This window comes from Streptomyces sp. SDr-06 (assembly GCF_003324565.1).
Taxonomy (GTDB): domain Bacteria; phylum Actinomycetota; class Actinomycetes; order Streptomycetales; family Streptomycetaceae; genus Streptomyces.
The window spans coordinates 137,876-157,343 of sequence record NZ_QOLA01000017.1; the positions used below are offsets into that span (position 1 = coordinate 137,876).

General features: G+C 73.2%; 14 protein-coding genes. 8 read left to right on the top strand and 6 right to left on the bottom strand.

Annotation, left to right across the window (positions count from 1 at the left end):
* Window positions 1-126 precede the first annotated feature (126 nt).
* The 6 genes from DT019_RS28400 to DT019_RS28425 are packed head-to-tail and all read right to left on the bottom strand — an operon-like array spanning window position 127 to window position 5,343.
* A complete protein-coding gene (locus DT019_RS28400; RefSeq protein ID WP_114039780.1) occupies window positions 127-1,368 on the bottom strand; it encodes a cytochrome P450 family protein in 1,242 nt (413 codons plus the stop codon).
* Window positions 1,365-2,594 (bottom strand): cytochrome P450, encoded by a 1,230-nt coding sequence (locus DT019_RS28405; protein WP_114039781.1) that lies wholly within the window; start codon window positions 2,592-2,594, stop codon window positions 1,365-1,367. Before DT019_RS28405 ends, DT019_RS28400 begins: the two co-directional genes overlap by 4 nt.
* Window positions 2,591-3,190, bottom strand: a complete 600-nt coding sequence (locus DT019_RS28410) for a GTP-binding protein (RefSeq protein ID WP_114039782.1) — start codon at window positions 3,188-3,190, stop codon at window positions 2,591-2,593. Before DT019_RS28410 ends, DT019_RS28405 begins: the two co-directional genes overlap by 4 nt.
* Window positions 3,171-3,518 carry a DUF742 domain-containing protein gene (locus tag DT019_RS28415; protein ID WP_114039783.1) on the bottom strand — a complete coding sequence of 116 codons (348 nt, stop codon included), beginning with the start codon at window positions 3,516-3,518 and terminating at the stop codon, window positions 3,171-3,173. Before DT019_RS28415 ends, DT019_RS28410 begins: the two co-directional genes overlap by 20 nt.
* Window positions 3,515-3,916 (bottom strand): roadblock/LC7 domain-containing protein, encoded by a 402-nt coding sequence (locus tag DT019_RS28420; protein ID WP_114039784.1) that lies wholly within the window; start codon window positions 3,914-3,916, stop codon window positions 3,515-3,517. Before DT019_RS28420 ends, DT019_RS28415 begins: the two co-directional genes overlap by 4 nt.
* Window positions 3,913-5,343, bottom strand: a complete 1,431-nt coding sequence (locus DT019_RS28425) for a sensor histidine kinase (RefSeq protein ID WP_114039785.1) — start codon at window positions 5,341-5,343, stop codon at window positions 3,913-3,915. Before DT019_RS28425 ends, DT019_RS28420 begins: the two co-directional genes overlap by 4 nt.
* A gap of 328 nt (window positions 5,344-5,671) precedes the next feature.
* Here DT019_RS28425 and DT019_RS28430 point away from each other — a divergent pair, with 328 nt between their 5' ends.
* From DT019_RS28430 to DT019_RS28465, 8 genes are all read left to right on the top strand, one after another.
* Window positions 5,672-8,542: an FAD-binding and (Fe-S)-binding domain-containing protein gene (locus tag DT019_RS28430; RefSeq protein WP_114039786.1), complete on the top strand. Its 2,871-nt coding sequence runs from the start codon at window positions 5,672-5,674 to the stop codon at window positions 8,540-8,542.
* Window positions 8,543-8,700: 158 nt separating this feature from the next.
* Window positions 8,701-9,651, top strand: coding sequence for an EamA family transporter (locus tag DT019_RS28435; RefSeq protein WP_223279812.1), 951 nt, complete (start codon window positions 8,701-8,703; stop codon window positions 9,649-9,651).
* A 314-nt stretch (window positions 9,652-9,965) separates the two neighbouring features.
* Window positions 9,966-10,781 carry a TIGR03084 family metal-binding protein gene (locus DT019_RS28440; protein WP_114039788.1) on the top strand — a complete coding sequence of 272 codons (816 nt, stop codon included), beginning with the start codon at window positions 9,966-9,968 and terminating at the stop codon, window positions 10,779-10,781.
* The gene (locus DT019_RS28445; protein ID WP_114039789.1) at window positions 10,778-12,472 is read left to right on the top strand and encodes an acyclic terpene utilization AtuA family protein; all 1,695 of its coding nucleotides are present in this window, start codon (window positions 10,778-10,780) and stop codon (window positions 12,470-12,472) included. Before DT019_RS28440 ends, DT019_RS28445 begins: the two co-directional genes overlap by 4 nt.
* Window positions 12,473-13,009: 537 nt before the next feature.
* A complete protein-coding gene (locus DT019_RS28450; protein ID WP_114039790.1) occupies window positions 13,010-14,611 on the top strand; it encodes an acyl-CoA carboxylase subunit beta in 1,602 nt (533 codons plus the stop codon).
* 5 nt (window positions 14,612-14,616) lie between these two features.
* On the top strand, window positions 14,617-16,521 hold the full coding sequence (locus DT019_RS28455; RefSeq protein WP_114039791.1) for a biotin carboxylase N-terminal domain-containing protein: 1,905 nt from the start codon (window positions 14,617-14,619) through the stop codon (window positions 16,519-16,521).
* 47 nt (window positions 16,522-16,568) lie between these two features.
* Complete coding sequence (locus tag DT019_RS28460; protein WP_114039792.1) at window positions 16,569-17,720, top strand: acyl-CoA dehydrogenase family protein; 1,152 nt, start codon at window positions 16,569-16,571, stop codon at window positions 17,718-17,720.
* A gap of 126 nt (window positions 17,721-17,846) precedes the next feature.
* The gene (locus DT019_RS28465; RefSeq protein ID WP_114039793.1) at window positions 17,847-19,451 is read left to right on the top strand and encodes a 4-coumarate--CoA ligase family protein; all 1,605 of its coding nucleotides are present in this window, start codon (window positions 17,847-17,849) and stop codon (window positions 19,449-19,451) included.
* Window positions 19,452-19,468: the final 17 nt, after the last annotated feature.

Genomic DNA, 19,468 nt, shown 5'->3' on the forward strand with positions numbered 1-19,468 from the left:
CACGCACGACGCGAGGACGAAGGCAATGTCGGGCGGGAGCGGGCCCGTGCGGCGCGAGGGTGATGGCAAGGTCGGGCAGGCCCCCGTGGCGCGGCGGCGACGGTACGGGGGCCGGGGGACCCCGGGTCAGGTCAGGTGGACCGGGAGGGTGGCGAGGTCGTTCTGGGTCACTATCGGCTTGTTGCGGAGCTCCGCCCGCGGGACCGCCAGGGAAAGGGAGGGGAAGCGGGCGTACAGGGCCGGGAGGGCCACGCCGGCCTCCAGGCGGGACAGGGCCGCGCCCGGGCAGACGTGCGGGCCGTGGCCGAAGGAGATGTGCCGGACCGGGGCGCGGGTGACGTCGAAGTCGCCCGCCGTGGACCCGTGCTGCGCCTCGTCGCGGCCTATCGCCCCGAAGGAGACGATCAGCGCCTCACCCGCGGGCAGCACCCGGTCGCCCACCTCGACGTCCTCCGTCGCGAAGCGGAACAGGACGTGCGAGGTCGGCGTCGACCACCGCAGGGTCTCCTCGATCACGTTCTCCCACGGCACCGCCCCGTCGAGCACCAGCTTGCGCTGCTCGGGATGGGTCTCCAGGGCCACCACCGCGTTCACGACGAGGCTGATCGTGGTCTCGTGGCCCGCCGCGACCATGAGCTGGAGGGTGTTGGTGATCTCCTCCGTGGTGAGGTGGTCGCCGTCCTGCGACGCGGCGATCAGCGCGCTGGTCAGGTCATCGCCCGGCGCCTCCCGCTTCGACGCGACGATCCCCGCGAACAGCTCGGCGAGGTCCGCCATCATCCGCGGCACCTCCTCGGGCGGCGTCTGCGTGGAGAAGAACGTGTCGAAGAGGGCCTTGAGGCGAGGGTGGTCGGCCGCGTCCACACCCATCAGTTGGCCGATCACGTTCATGGGCAGCGGGTAGGCGAACTCCGCCTTCAGGTCCACCACTTCACCGGCGGGCCGCGCCGCGAGCCGGTCGAGCAGCGACTCGGTCAGCGCCTCGATGCCCGCGCGCAGCCGCTCCACCCGGCGTACGGTCAGCGCCTGCGCGACCAGGGTGCGCAGCCGGCGGTGCTCCTCGCCGTCGACCGTCAGCATCGAGCGGCCCGGGTTGGCGAGCCCGATCAGCGGCCAGTCCAGCGGGATCTCGCCGCGCTGCCAGGCGCCCCACACGTTGATGTCCTTGACCAGACGCGGGTCGGTCAGGAGCCGGCGGGCCTCCGCGTGGTGCGTCACGGAGTAGCAGCCCACCCCGCCCGGCAGCACGACCCGTGCCAGCGGACCGGCCGCGCGCAGCGCCGCGCTCTCGGCGTCGAGGTCGCCGACGAACGGGTCGAGGGTGATCGCGCCGGAGTGGTCCACGGGGCACTGCGTCGGTCTGCTCATCGGTCTGCTCCAAGGGCGGGAGTGGGAGTGAACGTCACGGGAAGCTCGGTCAGGCCCCGCAGCCACGGGGACGGGCGGCGCGTCAACTCCCCGGCGGTGGTGGCGAGATCGACGTCCGGCAGCCGGTCGAGCAGCACCTCGATCCCGGTGCGCGCGATGACCTCGGCCACTTCCTGGGCGGGGAAGGGGCAGCGGTGCTCGCCGTGCCCGAAGGAGAAGAAGGCGCTGTTGCCGCCGGTGAGCGCGCCCGCGTCGGTGCGTACCTGGGGATCCCCGTTGGCCGCGGCCAGGCCGAGCAGCAGGAGGTCGCCGGCCCGGATGTGCTGGCCGCCGAGCCGGTTGTCGCGGGCGGCCCAGCGGCCCGCCACGTTCTGGGTGGGGGTGTCCTCCCACAGCACCTCGTTCATGGCCTCGCCCACGCTGTGCCGGCCGCCCGCGAGCGAGGCCGCGAACCGGTCGTCGGTGAGCATCAGCCGCAGCGAGTTGCCGATCCAGTCCGCGGTGGGCTGGTGTCCGGCGGCCATCATCACCATCAGGTCCTGGCCGACCTCCTCGACGGTGAAGCCGTACGGGTTGGCGAGCATCCGGGACGCCACGTCGTCGCCGGGCTCGACCTGCTTGGCGGTGAGCAGCGCGTACATCGACTCGGCGAGATGGCGCTGGCCCTCCAGGGCGCCCTCCCTGCCGTTGATCATGTCGTTCATGGCGGTGACCAGGCCGGGGCCCTGCTCGTCGGCGAACCCGTAGAGCCGGGCCAGGACGCGGACCGGCAGGAGCATCGCGTACTGGCCGACGATGTCGCAGCTGCCGGCGCCGCAGAGCGCGTCGATGAGCTCGTCCGCGAACCGCTCGGCGTGGCCGCGCAGTTCGAAGGGGTCGACGGCCTCCAGGGCGTCGGAGACCATCGCGGCCCGCTCGCGGTGGCGCTCGCCGACCGTGTAGAGGATCGACGGCTGCTTGCGGCCGATCATGGGGAGCAGCGGCCAGTCGGCGGGGATGCGGTCCCACTGGTTCCACAGGTCGGAGTCGCGCGAGAACAGCACCGGGTCGCTGGTGACCTGGTGCAGCTCGCGGTAGCCGAGCACCAGCCAGGCCGGCACGTCGCCGTCCAGCACGACGGGCGCCACGGCTCCGTGGTCGCGCCGCAGGTCGCGGTACAGCGCGTTCGGCTCGGTCTGGAACCGGGGGCCGCTCAGCGGGACGGGGGCGGGGATCGGGCACGTCACGGTATGAGCTCCGGAGCCTTCTGCAGGCGTGCGAGATGTTCTACGAGGGTGATCAGGACGGTCTTGCTGGACTCGCGGGCGCGGGCGTCGCAGCGCAGCAGCGGCACCTCGGGCGGCAGGTCGAGCGCCTCGCGGACCTGGGCCTCGGTGTGGGCGGGCCCGCCGAAGTCGTTGCAGGCCACGACGAACGGCGTGCCGTGGTGCTCCAGCCGGTCGATGGCGTACCAGGAGTCGGCCAGACGCCGGGTGTCGACGAGGACGACCGCGCCGAGCGTGCCCGCGAACAGCCGGTCCCACAGGAACCAGAACCGCTCCTGGCCGGGCGCGCCGAACAGGTACAGGACGTTGTGCGCGTCCAGGGTGATGCGGCCGAAGTCGAAGGCGACGGTGGTGGCCGTCTTGGTGCGGACGCCGTCGAGGTGGTCCACGGACTCGCCCGCCTTGGTCATGGTCTCCTCGGTGTTCAGCGGACGAATCTCGCTGACCGAGCGCACCATGGTCGTCTTTCCGACGCCGAAACCACCGACGACGACGATTTTCAGGCCGTTGTCGGCGGTCCCCGCGAGGGCGGGCCGTTCAGAGATTTCGGAGGCCAACGAGCACCTGCTCCAGGATGTCGGGGTCGGGAAGGCGGTGGGCGGAGCGCGGGTGGCGGGCGCTGATGCCACCCGTGGCGTGCAGGTCGGCGAGCAGGATGCGGACCACCGTGACGGGCAGGCGGAGCTCGGCCGCGATCTCCACCACCGCCGTGGGGAAGCGGCACATCCGCAGGATCGCCGCGTGCTCGGACTGCATGCCGGGCGTCGGGTCGGACTCGGTGACCACCAGGGTGACCAGGTCGAAGGCGTCCGAACCGGAGCGGCTGCGGCCGCCGGTGAGGGTGTAGAGCCGGTCCGGCGAGTCGTCCCGGCCCGGCCTGCTCATGCCCGCGGCTCGGCGCTGAGGTGTTCGCCGAGCTGCTCCACCAGCTCGGACATGTTGTGCCCGACGAGCCCGGCGTCCGCGTCCTCGGCGGCGACCACGGCGAGGTGCGCGCCCTCGCCCGCCTCGACGATGAAGAGGATGCCGCCGTAGAACTCGGCCATCGCGGAGCGCACCCCGCCGGTTCCGTCGCCGAACTCGATGGACGCCCCGTGCGACAGGCTCTGGATGCCCGCGGAGATGGCGGCGAGCTGGTCGGCCTGGTCGACGGAGAGCTCCGGCGTGCGGCACAGCTTGAGGCCGTCGCGGGACAGGACCAGGGCGTGCCGGGCGCCGGGGGTGCGCTCGAGCAGGTTCTCCAGGAGCCAGTTGAGCTTCTCGTCGGTGGTGGTGCCGGTCATTCGGTGTTGCCTTCCGGGGTGGGTGAGTTCGCGCGTACGGCCTGGCGGAAGCTGCTGAAGCGGGCGGCCGCGTCCGACGCGGCGGTCGAGGCGCGGGCCGGGGCCGCCGGCGCGTCGGGGCCCTCGGGGTGAGCCGCGGCCAGCGCCCGCCCGCGCTTGCGCTTGGGCAGCCCGCTCTCGCCGAACTGCGGGAACTCACCACTGGTCTCGGCGCTGGTCCCGGTGCCGGGACCACCGGGGGTGCCGGTGGTGGAGCTCGTGCCGGAGGCTGGCTCGGCGGCCGGCTCGTGCGTGGTCTCGGGTTCGGCGGGCGTCTCGCTCGTGGTCCGGGACGCACTGGTGACGGCCGGGAGCTGCGGCGGAGCGGGTACGACGGGGGCGGGCGTGGCCGTGGTGACGTGGGTGATCAGCTCGTGCGGCAGCAGCATCAGGGCGCCGGTGCCGCCGCGTGCGGAGGGCCGGAACGAGACCGTGAGGCCGTGCTTGCGGGCCAGGCGGCCGACGACCGCGAGGCCGAGCCGGGTGCCGGAGAGTCCCGCGAGGTCCGACGACCGCCCGGACACGGCCTGTTCGGCCCGGCGCAGCTGCACCTCGCTCATGACCAGACCGCTGTCCTCGACGGTGATGATCACCCCGGCGGGCACTTCCTCGACGTACACGTGGACCTCGGCGGTCGGCGGCGAGAAGTTGGCCGCGTTGTCGAGGAGTTCGGCCAGGGCGTGCATGACGCCCTCGGCGGCGTGTCCGGCGACGGCCGCGTCACTGGTGCAGTGCAGCCGCACGCGCTGGTAGCCGCCGATGCGGCCCATGGCGCCGCGCAGGATCGACTCCATCACGATGGGCCGGGACCAGCGGCGGCCCGAACGCGCCCCGGTCAGCACGGCGATGGAGTCCGCGAGGCGGCCCGCCTGCGCGGTGCGGTGGTCGAGGTGGAGCAGGTCGCCGAGCACGTCCTCGTCGGCGTGCCGGTGCTCCATGTCGCGCAGGTCGGCGAGCATGCCGGTGGCGAGCGCCTGCATGCGGCCCGCCGCGTTGGCGGTCGCGGCGAGCGCCGCGGCACGCGCGGACTCGGCCCGGCGCAGCTCGGCGGTGTGGGCGGCGATCAGGGCCTTGCGCTCGGCGGACCGGGCCGCGTCCAGGCGTACCGCCTCGGCGCTGCGCCGGGCGGCGTTGGCCTCCTGGGCGCTGATCTGAGCGTTGAGCGCGGTGAGCCGGGCCCGCAGCACGCGGTTGCGCAGCACGGTGTGGGTCATGGCGTACGCACCGGCGCTGAGCAGGACCGCGGCGGCCCCGAGACTCCAGCCGAGTAGAGCACGGGTGCCGGGCGTGGCCGAGACCACCGCCACCGTGCAGAACGCGCCGGTGACCACCGCGGTGATCAGCAGGGCCAGCGCGGAGGGGCGGGTGGGGGAGGGCGACGCCGTCATCGATCAATGCCTCGGAGCGCTCATGGCGGGCGAAAGGGAAGGTCGTGTTCCTGTTCCAAGGGGAACGAGGGGCAACTATAGGAGAGTTGGTGATCGATTTGGATAGTTCTTGGTGAAGATTCCCGCCCCTTGGGGTCGTTGACCGGCCACATTCAGCTCATCTTGGGCTGTTTCCGGACAGGCGGCGGGGAGGTGACGGGCGGTCGGTGGCCGGACCGCGGGCCGGTGGGGACGGACGGCGGGCGGGCCGGGACCGGATGGCGGACACGCGGTCGGGCCGCGCGGTGCCGGACCCGCGCGGGACCCCGGGGCGAGGCATCCTGACCCCATGGCAGATGGCGCGAAGGGCCCGGGACCGGACGGCGCACGGGAGCGCGGGAGGCGGCGTGAGCGGGTGCGGACGCGGGACGGCGACCTGGAACGCGAGCTGTCGCGGGTGGTGCGGGGCCGGGTGGACTTCGGTCGAACCGCCCGCGCCCTGACGACGATGGACGCCTCCAACTACCGCCGGGTGCCGCTGGGAGTGGTCGCGCCGCGCGACGCCGAGGACGTGGCGGCGGTGCTCGACGTCTGCCGGACGTACGGGGTGCCGGTGGTGCCGCGCGGGGGCGGCACCTCGATCGCGGGCCAGGCCACCGGGACCGGGATCGTGCTCGACTTCACCCGCTTCATGCGCTCCCTCGTCTCGGTGGACGCCGAGGCCCGAACCGCCGTGGTCCAGCCGGGCGTTGTGCTCGACACCCTGCGGGAGGCGGTCGCGCCCCACGGGCTCACCTTCGGCCCCGATCCGTCGACACACAGCCGCTGCACGCTCGGCGGGATGATCGGCAACAACGCGTGCGGGGCGCATTCGGTGCGATGGGGGACGACGGCTGACAACATCCGTGATCTGACAGTCGTCAGCGCACAGGGCACGCTTCACCGGTTGTCGCAGGGATGGCAGAACTCGACAGCGCCTGTTGGTCTACGCGACTTCGTCAGCCGTCATCTGTCGATCCTCCGCACCGGCTACCCCCAGGATCTCCCGCGCCGCATCTCCGGCTACGCGATGGACGCCCTGCTTCCCGAGCGCGACACCGAGCTGGCCCGCGCCTTCTGCGGCAGCGAGGGCACGTTGGGGTTGGTCACCGAGGCGACGGTCCGCCTGGTGGAGGCGCCCCGCGCCCGCGCCCTCGCGGTGCTCGGCTACGCCGACGAGAGCGCGGCCGCCGAGGCCGCCCCCGGGCTGCTCCCGTACCGCCCGCTGACCGTCGAGGGCATGGCCGCCGATCTCGTACGGGTCCGGGGCGATGCCGGGCTGCCGCGCGGCGGGGCGTGGCTGTTCGTCGAGGCGGGCGGCGCGACCGAGGCGGAGGCCCGCTCGCGGGCCGATGAGCTGGCGCGGGCGGGCGACGCGCTCGGCACCGCCCTGGTGAGCGACCCCGCCGGGATGCGCGCGCTGTGGCGGATCCGCGAGGACGCGGCCGGCACCGCGACCCGGATGCCCGACGGCACCGAGGCCTGGCCCGGCTGGGAGGACTGCGCGGTGCCTCCCGCCCAACTGGGCCCGTATTTGCGGGAGTTCAGGTCCCTGCTCGCCTCCCATCAGCTGCGCGGCACCCCATACGGGCACTTCGGCGACGGCTGCATCCACGTCCGCATCGACTTCGACCTGCTCACCCCGGCCGGGATCGAGCGCTTCCGCTCCTTCTCCGAGGACCTGGCCGATCTGGTGGTCGCGCACGGCGGCTCGCTCAGCGGCGAGCACGGCGACGGACAGGCGCGCGCCGAACTGCTCCCGAAGATGTACGGGCCGGAACTGGTGGGCGTGTTCGCCGAGTTCAAGGACCTGTGGGACCCGGAGGGTCTGCTCAGCCCCGGCATTCTGGCCCGGCCCGCCCGGCTCGACGAGAACCTGCGCTTCGAGGTGCTGCCGAGGCGGCCGGTGGACGTGGAGTTCGGCTACCCGCACGACGGGGGCGACTTCGCGGCAGCGGTACGAAGGTGCGTGGGCGTCGCCACATGCCGTACCCAGAAGGGCAGTTCATTCGCTGTCATGTGCCCCTCCTTCCGCGTCACCGGGGAGGAGGAGCACTCCACCCGGGGCCGGGCCCGGCTGCTGCACGAGATGCTGGCGGGCGAGGTGGTCACCGACGGCTGGCGCTCGACGGAGGTGCGGGACGCGCTCGACCTGTGCCTGTCCTGCAAGGGATGCCGCAGCGACTGCCCGGTGGGCGTGGACATGGCGACGTACAAGGCGGAGTTCCTGCACCACCACTACGCGGGGCGTCGCCGCCCCCTCGCGCACTACGCGCTCGGACGGCTCCCCGAGTGGCTGCGGGCGGCGGCGCCGCTGGCCCGCCCGGTGAACGCGGCGGCCCGGGTGCGTCCGCTCGCCGCCCTGGCGAAGCGGCTCGCGGGGATCGCGCCGGAGCGCACGATCCCGGCCCTGGCGCCGCGTACGTTCCTGCGCGGGACGCGGAAGCGGCCGGAGCCGCGCGGGGCGGCGGTGACGCTCTGGCCGGACACGTTCACCAACCACCTGTCCCCGGAGGTGGGTCATGCGGCGCTGAGGGTGCTGTCGGACGCGGGCCTGGAGGCGGCGATCCCGGCCGGGCGGGTCTGCTGCGGCCTCACCTATGTGTCCACAGGACAGCTGGACCGCGCGAAGGTGGTGATGGGCCACACTCTGGACGCGATCGAGCCGTATCTCGCCGAGGCCGGGCGGCCCGTCGTCGTACTCGAACCGAGCTGCGCGGCCACCCTGCGCACGGACCTGCCGGAACTGCTGCCCGGCGACCCTAGAGCGGCCCGGCTCGCCGCCGCCGTGCGCACCTTCGCCGAGGCGCTGGAGGAGTGCGCGCCGCACTGGACCCCGCCGCGCCTCGACCGTCCCGTGGCGGGCCAGACCCACTGCCACCAGCACGCCGTCCTGGGTGACGAGGCCGACGGCCGCCTGCGCGCCAAGGCCGGTCTGACGGGCGCGCTCAGCGCGGGCTGCTGCGGTCTTGCCGGGAACTTCGGGTTCGAGCGGGGCCACTGGGAGGTGTCGGTGGCCTGCGCGGAGGACCAGCTGCTCCCGTCGGTCCGGGCGGCCGTCCCCGGCACGGAGATCCTGGCCGACGGCTACTCCTGCCGCACGCAACTGGCCCAGCTGGCGGGCCACAGGGCGAGGCACCTCGCGGAGGTGCTGGCGGAGGGCCTGGAGGGTGAGGGGTAGGGCGGCCGGGTGCCGCTTACATTGGATGGAGTGCGTCATTCCGCTCGCCGAAAAGGCGGTTGCGGAGCTCGGCGCAAGCAGTCCAAGATAATAAACATGAAGGTCCATTGAACTGGACTCAACGAACGATGCATGACGCTTTTCCGAGGGGAGTACCGGTGGACACGGTCAAGGGTGTGGGTGCGGCGGAGCCGGTCGCGGCGGCCGCCGTCGCCGTGCCGGAGGCCGCCGGTGCGCTGAAAGGCGAGGGCCGCGCCGGCCGCCGGGCCGCGCTCGGGCCGGTCGCGCTGGTGGTGACGGGCGGCATATCGGTGCAGTTCGGCGCGGCCGTGGCCGTGACGCTGATGCCGAGGGCGGGCGCGGCGGGAGTGGTGACGCTGCGGCTCGTCGCGGCGGCGATCGTGCTCATGCTGGTGTGCCGTCCGAAGCTGCGGGGGCACGCGCGGGCCGACTGGGGCACGGTGATCGCGTTCGGGGTGGCCATGGCCGGGATGAACGGGCTGTTCTACCAGGCCGTGGACCGCATCCCGCTGGGCGTCGCCGTCACCCTGGAGGTGCTCGGGCCGCTGGCCCTGTCGGTGTTCGCCTCCAGGCGCCTGGTCAACGTCCTCTGGGCCGCGCTGGCCCTCACCGGCGTCGTCCTCCTGGGCGGGGGCGGCTTCGGCGACCTGGACCCGGTGGGCGTGGCGTACGCGCTGGGGGCGGGGGCGTGCTGGGCGGTGTACATCCTGTTCAGCGCGCGTACGGGACGAAGGTTCCCGCAGGCCGACGGGCTGGCCCTCGCGATGGCGGTGGCGGCCGTCCTGTTCCTGCCGATCGGCATCGCGCAGGCGGGCAGCACCCTGCTCGTCCCGTCCACGATGGCGCTGGGCGCGGCCGTGGCGATCCTGTCCTCGGTCCTGCCCTACACCCTCGAACTCCTGGCCCTGCGCCGCCTGCCCGCGTCCACCTTCGCGATCCTGATGAGCCTGGAACCGGCGATAGCGGCGACAGCGGGCTTCCTCATCCTGAACCAGTCCCTGTCCTGGCCCCAGGCCCTGGCCATCGCCCTGGTGATCGGCGCGAGCATGGGGGCGGTACGGACCCAGATCAGAACGGTCTCGGGCTAGCCCCGGGCGCGGCAGCGTGCCTCCCTTGGCGGAGGCGCCCGCACCGCGCGAGGCCGGCCCGCTCGACGGGGGCATCTGTGCGCCGAGGGGGTCGACCTCTACAGGGCGCTCGTACACCGAGGGTGGGGTTGCTCGCCTGGGCGGCGCCTGCGCAGCCCGAGTCGGCGGGTCGGCGGCTCCCTCCCGGGGCCCGCTGCGGCGTCTCTCCGGGCCGGGCGGAACCAAGCCCCAAAATAAATGCAAGCACGCTTGCTTGTTTCTGGGTGGGGTGCCATGCTCCGGGGCACGCCCGCTGTCCCGGAGGGGAGCGCACCGTGTCCGAACCGGTCGGTCCAGCCGACGCCGTTCTCGCCGTCCTTGACGACCTGCGGGACGAAGGGGGTGAACTCGACGTCCTGATTGGTGAGTTGAGCCCGGTCCAGTGGGGCACGGCCACCGCCGCGCCCGGTTGGACCATCGCGCACCAGGTCGCCCACCTCGCCTGGACCGACACCGCCGCGCTGCTCGCCGTGACCGACCCCGACGCCTTCGCGGCCGAGGTCGAGAAGGCCGTCGCCGCGCCGGACCGCTTCGTGGACGACGGGGCCGAGGCGGGGGCCCTGCTTCCGCCCGCCGAGCTGCTCGCCTGGTGGCGGGACGGCCGCGTACAGCTTCAGGAGGCGTTGCGGGCGGCGCCCGCCGGGGCGCGGTTCCCCTGGTACGGGCCGCCCATGTCCACCGCGTCCATGGCCACCGGCCGGCTCATGGAGACCTGGGCGCACGGCCAGGACGTGTTCGACGCCCTCGGCCGCACCCGCAGGCCGACCGACCGGCTCCGCCACGTCGCCCGCATCGGCATCCGCGCCCGCGACTACGCCTTCTCCGTACGGGGATTGACGCCTCCGGCCGAGGAGTTCCGGGTCGAGCTGACCGCGCCGGACGGCGCGGACGTCTGGACGTACGGCCCCGAAGACGCCCAACAGCGCGTCACCGGGCCCGCGTTGGACTTCTGTCTGCTGGTCACCCAGCGGCTGCACCGCGACGACACCGCCGTACGCGCCGAGGGCCCCGACGCCGACCGCTGGCTCGACATCGCCCAGGCCTTCGCGGGCCCGGCGGGCCCCGGCCGCGCTCCCCGGGACGCCCGATGAACCAGGACGGGCCCATACTGCGCATCGGCAACGCCTCCGGGTTCTACGGCGACCGCTTCGACGCGATGCGGGAGATGCTGACCGGCGGCCCCCTCGACGTGCTGACCGGCGACTACCTCGCCGAGCTCACCCTGCTGATCCTCGGCCGCGACCGGCTGCGCGACCCACGGCTCGGGTACGCCAAGACGTTCCTGCGCCAGCTGGAGGAGTGCATCGGGATCGCGCGCGAGCGCGGGGTGCGCATCGTCACCAACGCGGGCGGGCTCAACCCGTCCGGACTCGCCGACGCCGTACGGGAGTTGAGCGAGCGGGTGGGCGTTCCGGTGCGGGTCGCCCATGTGGAGGGCGACGGGCTGCCGCTGCCCGAGGGCGCGCTCACCGCCAACGCCTACCTCGGCGGCGGCGGGATCGCGGCGTGCCTGCGCGGCGGCGCGGAGATCGTCGTCACCGGGCGGGTCACGGACGCGGCCCTGGTCACAGGACCGGCCGCGTGGTGGTTCGGCTGGGGCCCCGAGGAGTACGACGCGCTCGCGGGCGCGGTGGTCGCCGGGCACATTCTGGAGTGCGGCACCCAGGCGACCGGCGGGAACTACCCCTTCTTCGCGGGCCGCGACCTCACCCGGCCCGGATTCCCGCTCGCCGAACTGCACGCCGACGGCACCTGCGTCATCACCAAGCACCCCGGCACCGGAGGCTTCGTCGACACCGGCACGGTCACCGCGCAGCTCCTGTACGAGACCGGGGGCGCCCGGTACGCCGGGCCCGACGTCACCGCGCGGCTCGACACCGTACGGCTCGACCAGGAGGGGCCCGACCGGGTGCGCGTCAGCGGGGTGCGCGGCGAGGCACCGCCGCCGACTCTCAAGGTGGGGGTCAGCAGTATCGGCGGCTGGCGCAACGAGGTCGTGTTCGTCCTGACCGGACTCGACATCGAGGCGAAGGCGGCGCTGGTGCGGGAGCAGGTCGAGGACGCCTTCGCGCGTGCCAAGTCACGTCCCCAGCACGTCAGTTGGGAGTTGTCGCGCACCGATCGGGCGGACGCGCCCACCGAGGAGGGGGCGAGCGCGCTGCTGCGGCTCGTCGTCCGCGACGCCGACCCGGACGCGGTCGGCCGGGTCGTGAGCGGCGCGGCCATCGAACTCGCCCTCGGCAGCTACCCCGGCTTCCACGTCACGGCTCCGCCGGGGAAGGGGGCGCCGTACGGGGTGTTCTCGGCGGTGTACGCGGACGCGGGGTCGGTGGAGCATCTGGCGGTCCACGCGGACGGCGTACGGGAGCTGATCCCCCCGCCCGTCCGGACGGCGCCCCTGACGGCTGTCCCGGAGCCGCCCCTCCCGCCCTTCGACCCGGCGGAGCCGACTCGGCGAGTGCCGCTGGGTGCGGTGGCGGGGGCGCGGAGTGGGGACAAGGGTGGGGATGTGAACGTGGGGGTCTGGGTGTCCTCGGAGGCGGGGTGGGGGTGGTTGGCCCATGCGTTGACAGTCGACCAATTCCGTCAACTGCTGCCTGAGGTTGAGGGGTTGAACGTCACTCGTCATCTTCTGCCGAATCTGTGGGCGGTGAACTTCGTGGTGGAGGGGTTGTTGGGGGAGGGGGTCGCGTCTCAGGCGCGGTTCGACCCGCAGGGGAAGGGGGTGGGGGAGTGGTTGCGGAGTCGGGAGGTGGCGGTGCCGGTGGGTCTGCTGGGCTGAGCTTTTCCCCCCACCCCGCCCCTCCCCGAGACCCTCCGGGGGTGTGAAGGGCTGAGGGGGACTCCTGGGGCTCCGCCCCAGACCCCGTTCGCGCCTGAACGGCGCTCGTCCTCAATCTCCCCCAAGGCCTTAAGGGCCAGGGGGGACCCCCATGACGGACTGAGGATGCCCATGCTGGGCCCCCTACAGGGGCGCGGGGAACTGCGCGACCAGCCACGCACGGTCCGCGGTCGAGCCGCCTCCCCCGGGAGGTCCGCGCGGCTGCCAGCACCAACCCCCAGGGGGCGCGAGGAACTGCGCGAGCAGCTACGCACGGTCCGCGGTCGAGGTGTCTCCTCCGGGTGGGCCGAGGGGCTGCCAGCACCAACCCCCCGGGGGCGCGGGGAACTGCGCGAGCAGCTACGCACGGTCCGCGGTCGAGTCCTCTCCCCCGGAGGGTCTCGGGGAGGGGCGGGGTGGGGGATCCAGCCCTCCGCAGGCGACCCGCACCCACCCGACCCCGCCCCACCCACATCCCACCCTCACCCAAGGAGCCCCATGCCCACCCTCCCCAGCACCCTCAACCCCACCACCCCCGAATTCCGTCAGGCCGCCGCCGCCATGCGGGCCAAGCTCGCGGAGCTGGAGGGGGAGCACGCCAAGGCCCTCGCCGGGGGCGGGCAGAAGTACACCGACCGGCACCGAAGGCGCGGCAAGCTACTGCCCCGCGAGCGCATCGAGCTGCTGCTCGACCCGGACACCCCCTTCCTGGAGCTGTCCCCCCTCGCGGCCTGGGGCAGCGACTACCCCGTGGGCGCCTCGATGGTCACCGGCATCGGCACCGTCGAGGGCGTCGAGTGCCTGATCACCGCCAACGACCCCACCGTCCGCGGCGGCGCCTCCAACCCCTGGACGCTCAAGAAGGCCCTGCGCGCCAACGAGATCGCGTACACCAACCGCCTCCCCTGCATCAGCCTCGTGGAGTCCGGCGGCGCCGACCTGCCCTCGCAGAAGGAGATCTTCATCCCGGGCGGCGCGATCTTCCGGGACATCACCCGGCTGTCGGCGGCGGGCATCCCGACCATCGCCGTGGTGTTCGGCAACTCGACCGCCGGCGGCGCGTACGTCCCCGGCATGTCGGACCACACCGTGATGATCAGCGAGCGTTCCAAGGTGTTCCTCGGGGGGCCGCCCCTCGTCAAGATGGCCACCGGCGAGGAGAGTGACGACGAGTCGCTCGGCGGGGCCGAGATGCATGCCCGCACATCCGGCCTCGCCGACCACTTCGCCGTCGACGAGCAGGACGCGATACGCCAGGCCCGCCGCATCGTCGCCCGCCTCAACCACCGCAAGGCGCACCCGGACCCGGTACGGCTCGCCGAGCCGCCCAAGTACGCCGAGGACGAGCTGCTCGGCATCGTTCCGGAGGACCTGAAGACCCCGTTCGACCCGCGCGAGGTCATCGCCCGGATCGTGGACGGGTCGGAGTTCGACGAGTTCAAGGCGCTCTACGGGCCTAGCCTGGTCACAGGGTGGGCCGAGCTGCACGGCTACCCGATCGGCATCCTCGCCAACGCCCAGGGCGTGCTCTTCTCCGCCGAGTCGCAGAAGGCCGCGCAGTTCATCCAGCTGGCCAACCAGCGCGACATCCCGCTCCTCTTCCTGCACAACACCACCGGTTACATGGTCGGCAAGGAGTACGAGCAGGGCGGCATCATCAAGCACGGCGCGATGATGATCAACGCGGTGTCCAACTCCCGCGTGCCGCACCTCTCCGTCCTGCTCGGCGCCTCTTACGGAGCCGGTCACTACGGCATGTGCGGCCGCGCCTACGACCCCCGCTTCCTGTTCGCCTGGCCGAGCGCCAAGTCCGCCGTCATGGGCCCGCAGCAGCTCGCGGGCGTGCTGTCGATCGTGGCCCGCGCCTCCGCCGAGGCCAAGGGGCAGCCGTACGACGAGGACGCCGACGCCGCGCTGCGCGCGATGGTGGAGCAGCAGATCGAGGCCGAGTCGCTGCCGATGTTCCTGTCCGGGCGGCTGTACGACGACGGGGTCATCGACCCCCGCGACACCCGCACCGTCCTCGGGCTCTGCCTGTCGGCGATCCACACCGCTCCCGTCGAAGGCGCCCGCGGCGGCTTCGGCATCTTCCGGATGTGAGGGCCATGATCCAGTCCGTACTTGTCGCCAACCGGGGCGAGATAGCCTGCCGCGTCTTCCGCACCTGCCGTGAGCTGGGCATCTCCACGGTCGCGGTGTTCTCCGACCCCGATGCGGGCGCCCTGCACGTACGCGAGGCCGACGCCGCCGTACGGCTGCCGGGCTCGGCGCCCGCCGACACCTATCTGCGCGGTGACCTCATCGTGAAGGCGGCCCTCGCGGCGGGCGCCGACGCCGTGCACCCGGGATACGGCTTCCTGTCCGAGAACGCCGGCTTCGCGCGGGCCGTCACCGACGCCGGGCTCACCTGGATCGGCCCGCCCGCCGGGGCCATCGAGGCCATGGCCTCCAAGACCCGGGCCAAGGAACTCATGGGTCTGCCACCCCTCGACCTGGCGGATGTCACCGAGGCCGATCTCCCCCTGCTCATCAAGGCCACGGCGGGCGGCGGCGGACGGGGTATGCGTATTGTTCGGCAACTGACAGATATGGACAGCCAGTTGACGGCGGCGTGTGCCGAGGCGCTCAGCGCCTTCGGGGACGGCGACGTGTTCGTCGAGCCGTACATCGAGGGCGGACGCCATGTCGAGGTGCAGATCCTCGCCGACGCCCACGGCACGGTCTGGGTCCTGGGCACCCGCGACTGCTCGCTCCAGCGCCGCCACCAGAAGGTCGTCGAGGAGGCCCCGGCCCCCGGCCTCGACCCCGAGACCACCGCCGAGCTGTACACCCTCGCCGCACGGGCCGCGCGGGCCACCGACTACCGGGGTGCGGGCACCGTCGAGTTCCTGGTCGCCGGAGCGAAGGCCCACTTCCTGGAGATGAACACCCGCCTCCAGGTCGAACACCCCGTCACCGAGGCCGTGTTCGGCATCGATCTCGTCGCCCTCCAGCTCCGCGTCGCCGAGGGCGAGGCGCTGCCACCGACCCCGCCCGAACCCCGGGGTCACGCCATCGAGGCCCGCCTGTACGCCGAGGACCCGGCCCACGACTGGGCCCCGCAGACCGGCGTCATCCATGAACTCGCCGTCGACGGAGTGCGGTTGGACACCGGGTACGCGGGCGGCGACACCGTGGGCGTCCACTACGACCCCCTGCTCGCCAAGGCCGTGGCCCACGCCCCGACCCGCGCGGAGGCCGCCCGCACCCTCGCCCGCGCCCTCGAACGCGCCCGCGTCCACGGCCCGGCCACCAACCGCGACCTGCTCGTACGCTCCCTGCGGCACCCCGACTTCACCGAAGGCCACCAGAGCCCCGAGGCACCCGGCGCCGCGCGGGCCGCCCTGCCGCGCCTCGACACCGCCTTCTACGACCGCAACCTCGTCGAGCTCACCGCGCCCGCTCCCGGCGCCCGGTACGCCGCCCTCGCCGCGGCCCTCGCCGACGCCGCCTCCCGGGCCGGCCGGTTCGGCGGCGGCTGGCGCAACGTACCCTCGCAGCCGCAGGTGAAGCGGTACGGCGAGCACGAGGTCCGCTACCGGCTCACCCGCGACGGCCTCGAAGCCGACGACCACCCCGAGGTCCGGCTGGAGGCGGCCGAGCCCGGCCGCGTACGCCTCGAAATCGAGGGCGTGGTAAGGGAGTTCGGCGTCCGGCGGCACGGCGACCGGGTGTACGTCGACACCTCGGCCGGGTCCCACGCCTTCACCGCGCACCCCCGCTTCACCGACCCCGGCGACCTGGTCGCGCCCGGATCCCTGCTCGCCCCCATGCCCGGCGTGGTCGTGCGCGTCGCCGACGGGATCGAGGAGGGGTGCCGCGTCAGCGCCGGGCAGCCGCTGCTGTGGCTGGAGGCCATGAAGATGGAGCACCGCGTCCTGGCCCCCTCCGACGGCACCCTCACCGCGCTCCACGCGGCCCCGGGTCGCCAGGTCGAGGTCGGCGCCCTGCTCGCCGTCGTCGTCCCGTAGCCGTTCCGCAGTCGTCGTTCCGTATCCGTTCAGGAGGCCCGAGCAGCATGACCGGAGTCATCGAGAGCCAGGAGAACAAGGATCTGCGCGCCGCCGTCGCCGCACTGGGCGCCCGGCACGGCCGCGGGTTCGACCGCGCGGCCCTGTGGTCGGAGGCGGCCAAGCTCGGCTACCTCGGCGTCAACCTGCCCGAGCGGCACGGCGGCGGGGGCGGCGGAATGGCCGAACTGTCCATCGTTCTGGAGGAGTTGGGGGCCGCGGGCTGCCCGCTCCTGATGATGGTGGTCTCGCCCGCCATCTGCGGCACGGTCATCGCCCGCTTCGGCACCGAGGCGCAGCAGCGCGCCTGGCTGCCGGGGCTCGCCGACGGGTCGATCACCATGGCCTTCGGCATCACCGAGCCCGACGCCGGGTCCAACTCGCACCGCATCACCACCACCGCCCGGCGCGACGGGGACGACTGGATCCTCACCGGCCGCAAGGTCTTCATCTCCGGCGTCGACATAGCCGACGCCACCCTCATCGTCGGCCGCACCGAGACCGTGTCCGATGAGAAGACGGGCCGCACCGGATCCCTCAAGCCCTGCCTCTTCATCGTGCCGCGCGACACTCCGGGCTTCGGGCGCTCGCAGATCGACATGGAACTCCAGGCGGCGGAGAAGCAGTTCGAGCTCGTCCTCGACGAGGTGCGGCTGCCCGCCGACGCGCTGGTCGGCGACGAGGACGCGGGGCTGCTCCAGCTCTTCGCCGGGCTCAACCCCGAGCGGATCATGACGGCCGCGTTCGCGATCGGCATGGGACGCTACGCGCTCGCCCGGGCCGTCGACTACGCGACCACCCGCCAGGTGTGGAAGCTCCCCATCGGCGGCCACCAGGCCATCGCCCACCCGCTCGCCCAGGCCCACATCGAGCTCGAACTGGCCCGTCTGATGATGCAGAAGGCGGCCGCGCTGTACGACGCGGGCGACGACACCGGGGCGGGCGAGGCCGCGAACATGGCCAAGTACGCCGCCGCCGAGGCCTGCGTCAGGGCCGTCGACCAGGCCGTCCACACCCTCGGCGGCAACGGCCTGACCCGCGAGTACGGCCTCGCCTCGCTGATCACGGCGGCCCGCGTGGCCCGGATCGCGCCGGTCAGCCGCGAGATGATCCTCAACTACGTGTCACACCAGTCCCTGGGCCTCCCGAAGTCGTACTAGACGTACCCGGCGTTCCGCGGCCGCGGTGCGATGCGGCCGCGGGCCCGCCCGTGCCCGGTCGCGCGACTCCCCGCGCGCCCCTCGGGGCGCCGTCCACCAGCCCGTCGAGACGTAGCAGGAGACCCCATGGACTCCCGTATCTTCCGCAGCGAGTACGCCGACGTACCCCTCGTCGACGAGCCCATCCACGAGGCGGTCCTCGCCCGCTCGACCGCCACCCACCCCGACGCCGTCGCCCTCATCGACGGCACCTCACCGAGCGGCACGGGCGAGCTCACGTACGGACAACTGGACGTCAGGTACCGGATGTTGGCGGCAGCGCTGTCGGCCGCCGGGGTGCGCAAGGGCGACGTGCTCGCCCTGCACAGCCCCAACTCGGTGCTCTACCCGGTCGTGCTGTACGCGGCCAGCCGGGCGGGCGCGGCCGTCACCACCGTCCATCCGCTGTGCACGGCCGAGGAGTTCGCCCGGCAGCTGGCGGACTCCTCGGCGCGCTGGATCGTCACGGTGTCCGCGCTCCTGCCCGTCGCCCGCCGGGCCGCCGAACTCGTCGGCGGCATCGAGGAGATCCTCGTCTGCGACCGGGCCGAGGGGCACCGCTCGGTCGTCCACGACCTGCTCACCGTGGACGCCCCCGAGCGGCACGTCCCCATCGACCCGGCCGAGGACGTGGCCGTCCTGCCGTACTCCTCGGGCACCACCGGCGTCCCCAAGGGCGTCATGCTCACCCACCGCAGCATCGCCACCAACCTGGCCCAGCTGCACCCGCTGGTCCCGATGGTGCCCGGCGAACGCATCCTCGCGGTGCTCCCCTTCTTCCACATCTACGGCATGACCGCCCTCTTGAACGCGCCGTTGCGCTGCGGCGCCACGGTCGTCGTGTTGCCGCGCTTCGACCTCGACCAGTTCCTCGGCACGATCGAGAGGCACCGCATCACCGGCCTGTACGTGGCGCCGCCCATCGTGCTCGCCCTGGCGAAGCACCCGGCCGTCGCCCGGTACGACCTGTCGTCCCTGGAGTACGTCGTGAGCGCGGCGGCCCCGCTCGACGCCCGCCTGGCGGCGGCCTGCTCGGCGCGGCTCGGGCTGCCGCCGGTGCGCCAGGCGTACGGCATGACCGAGCTGTCCCCCGGCACCCACACCGTCCCGCTGTCCGCCCCGAACCCGCCGCCCGGCGCGGTCGGCAAGCTGCTGCCGTCCACCGAGATGCGCATCCTGCGCCTGGACGACCCGGCCCGCGACGCCGGACCCGGCGAGGAGGGCGAGGTCGCCATCCGCGGCCCCCAGGTCATGAAGGGCTACCTGGGCCGACCCGACGCCACCGCCGCCCTGATCGACGCGGACGGCTGGGTGCACACCGGCGACGTGGGCCGCGTCGACGACGACGGCTGGCTGTACGTCGTCGACCGGGTCAAGGAACTCATCAAGTACAAGGGCTTCCAGGTGGCCCCCGCCGATCTGGAGGCCCTCCTGCTCACCCACCCCGCCGTCGCGGACGCGGCCGTCATCGGCGTCTACGACGCGGACGGCAACGAGGTGCCCAAGGCCTACGTCGTACGCCAGCCGCTCGCGCCGGACCTGAGCGCGGACGAGGTGATGGCGTACGTCGCCGAACGCGTCGCCCCGTACAAGAAGGTCCGCCGGGTCGAGTTCGTCGAGAGCGTGCCCCGGGCCGCGTCCGGCAAGATCCTGCGGCGCGAACTGCGCCGACGAGAGAAGGACCAGACGTGAACCGAGAGAAGAGGGCC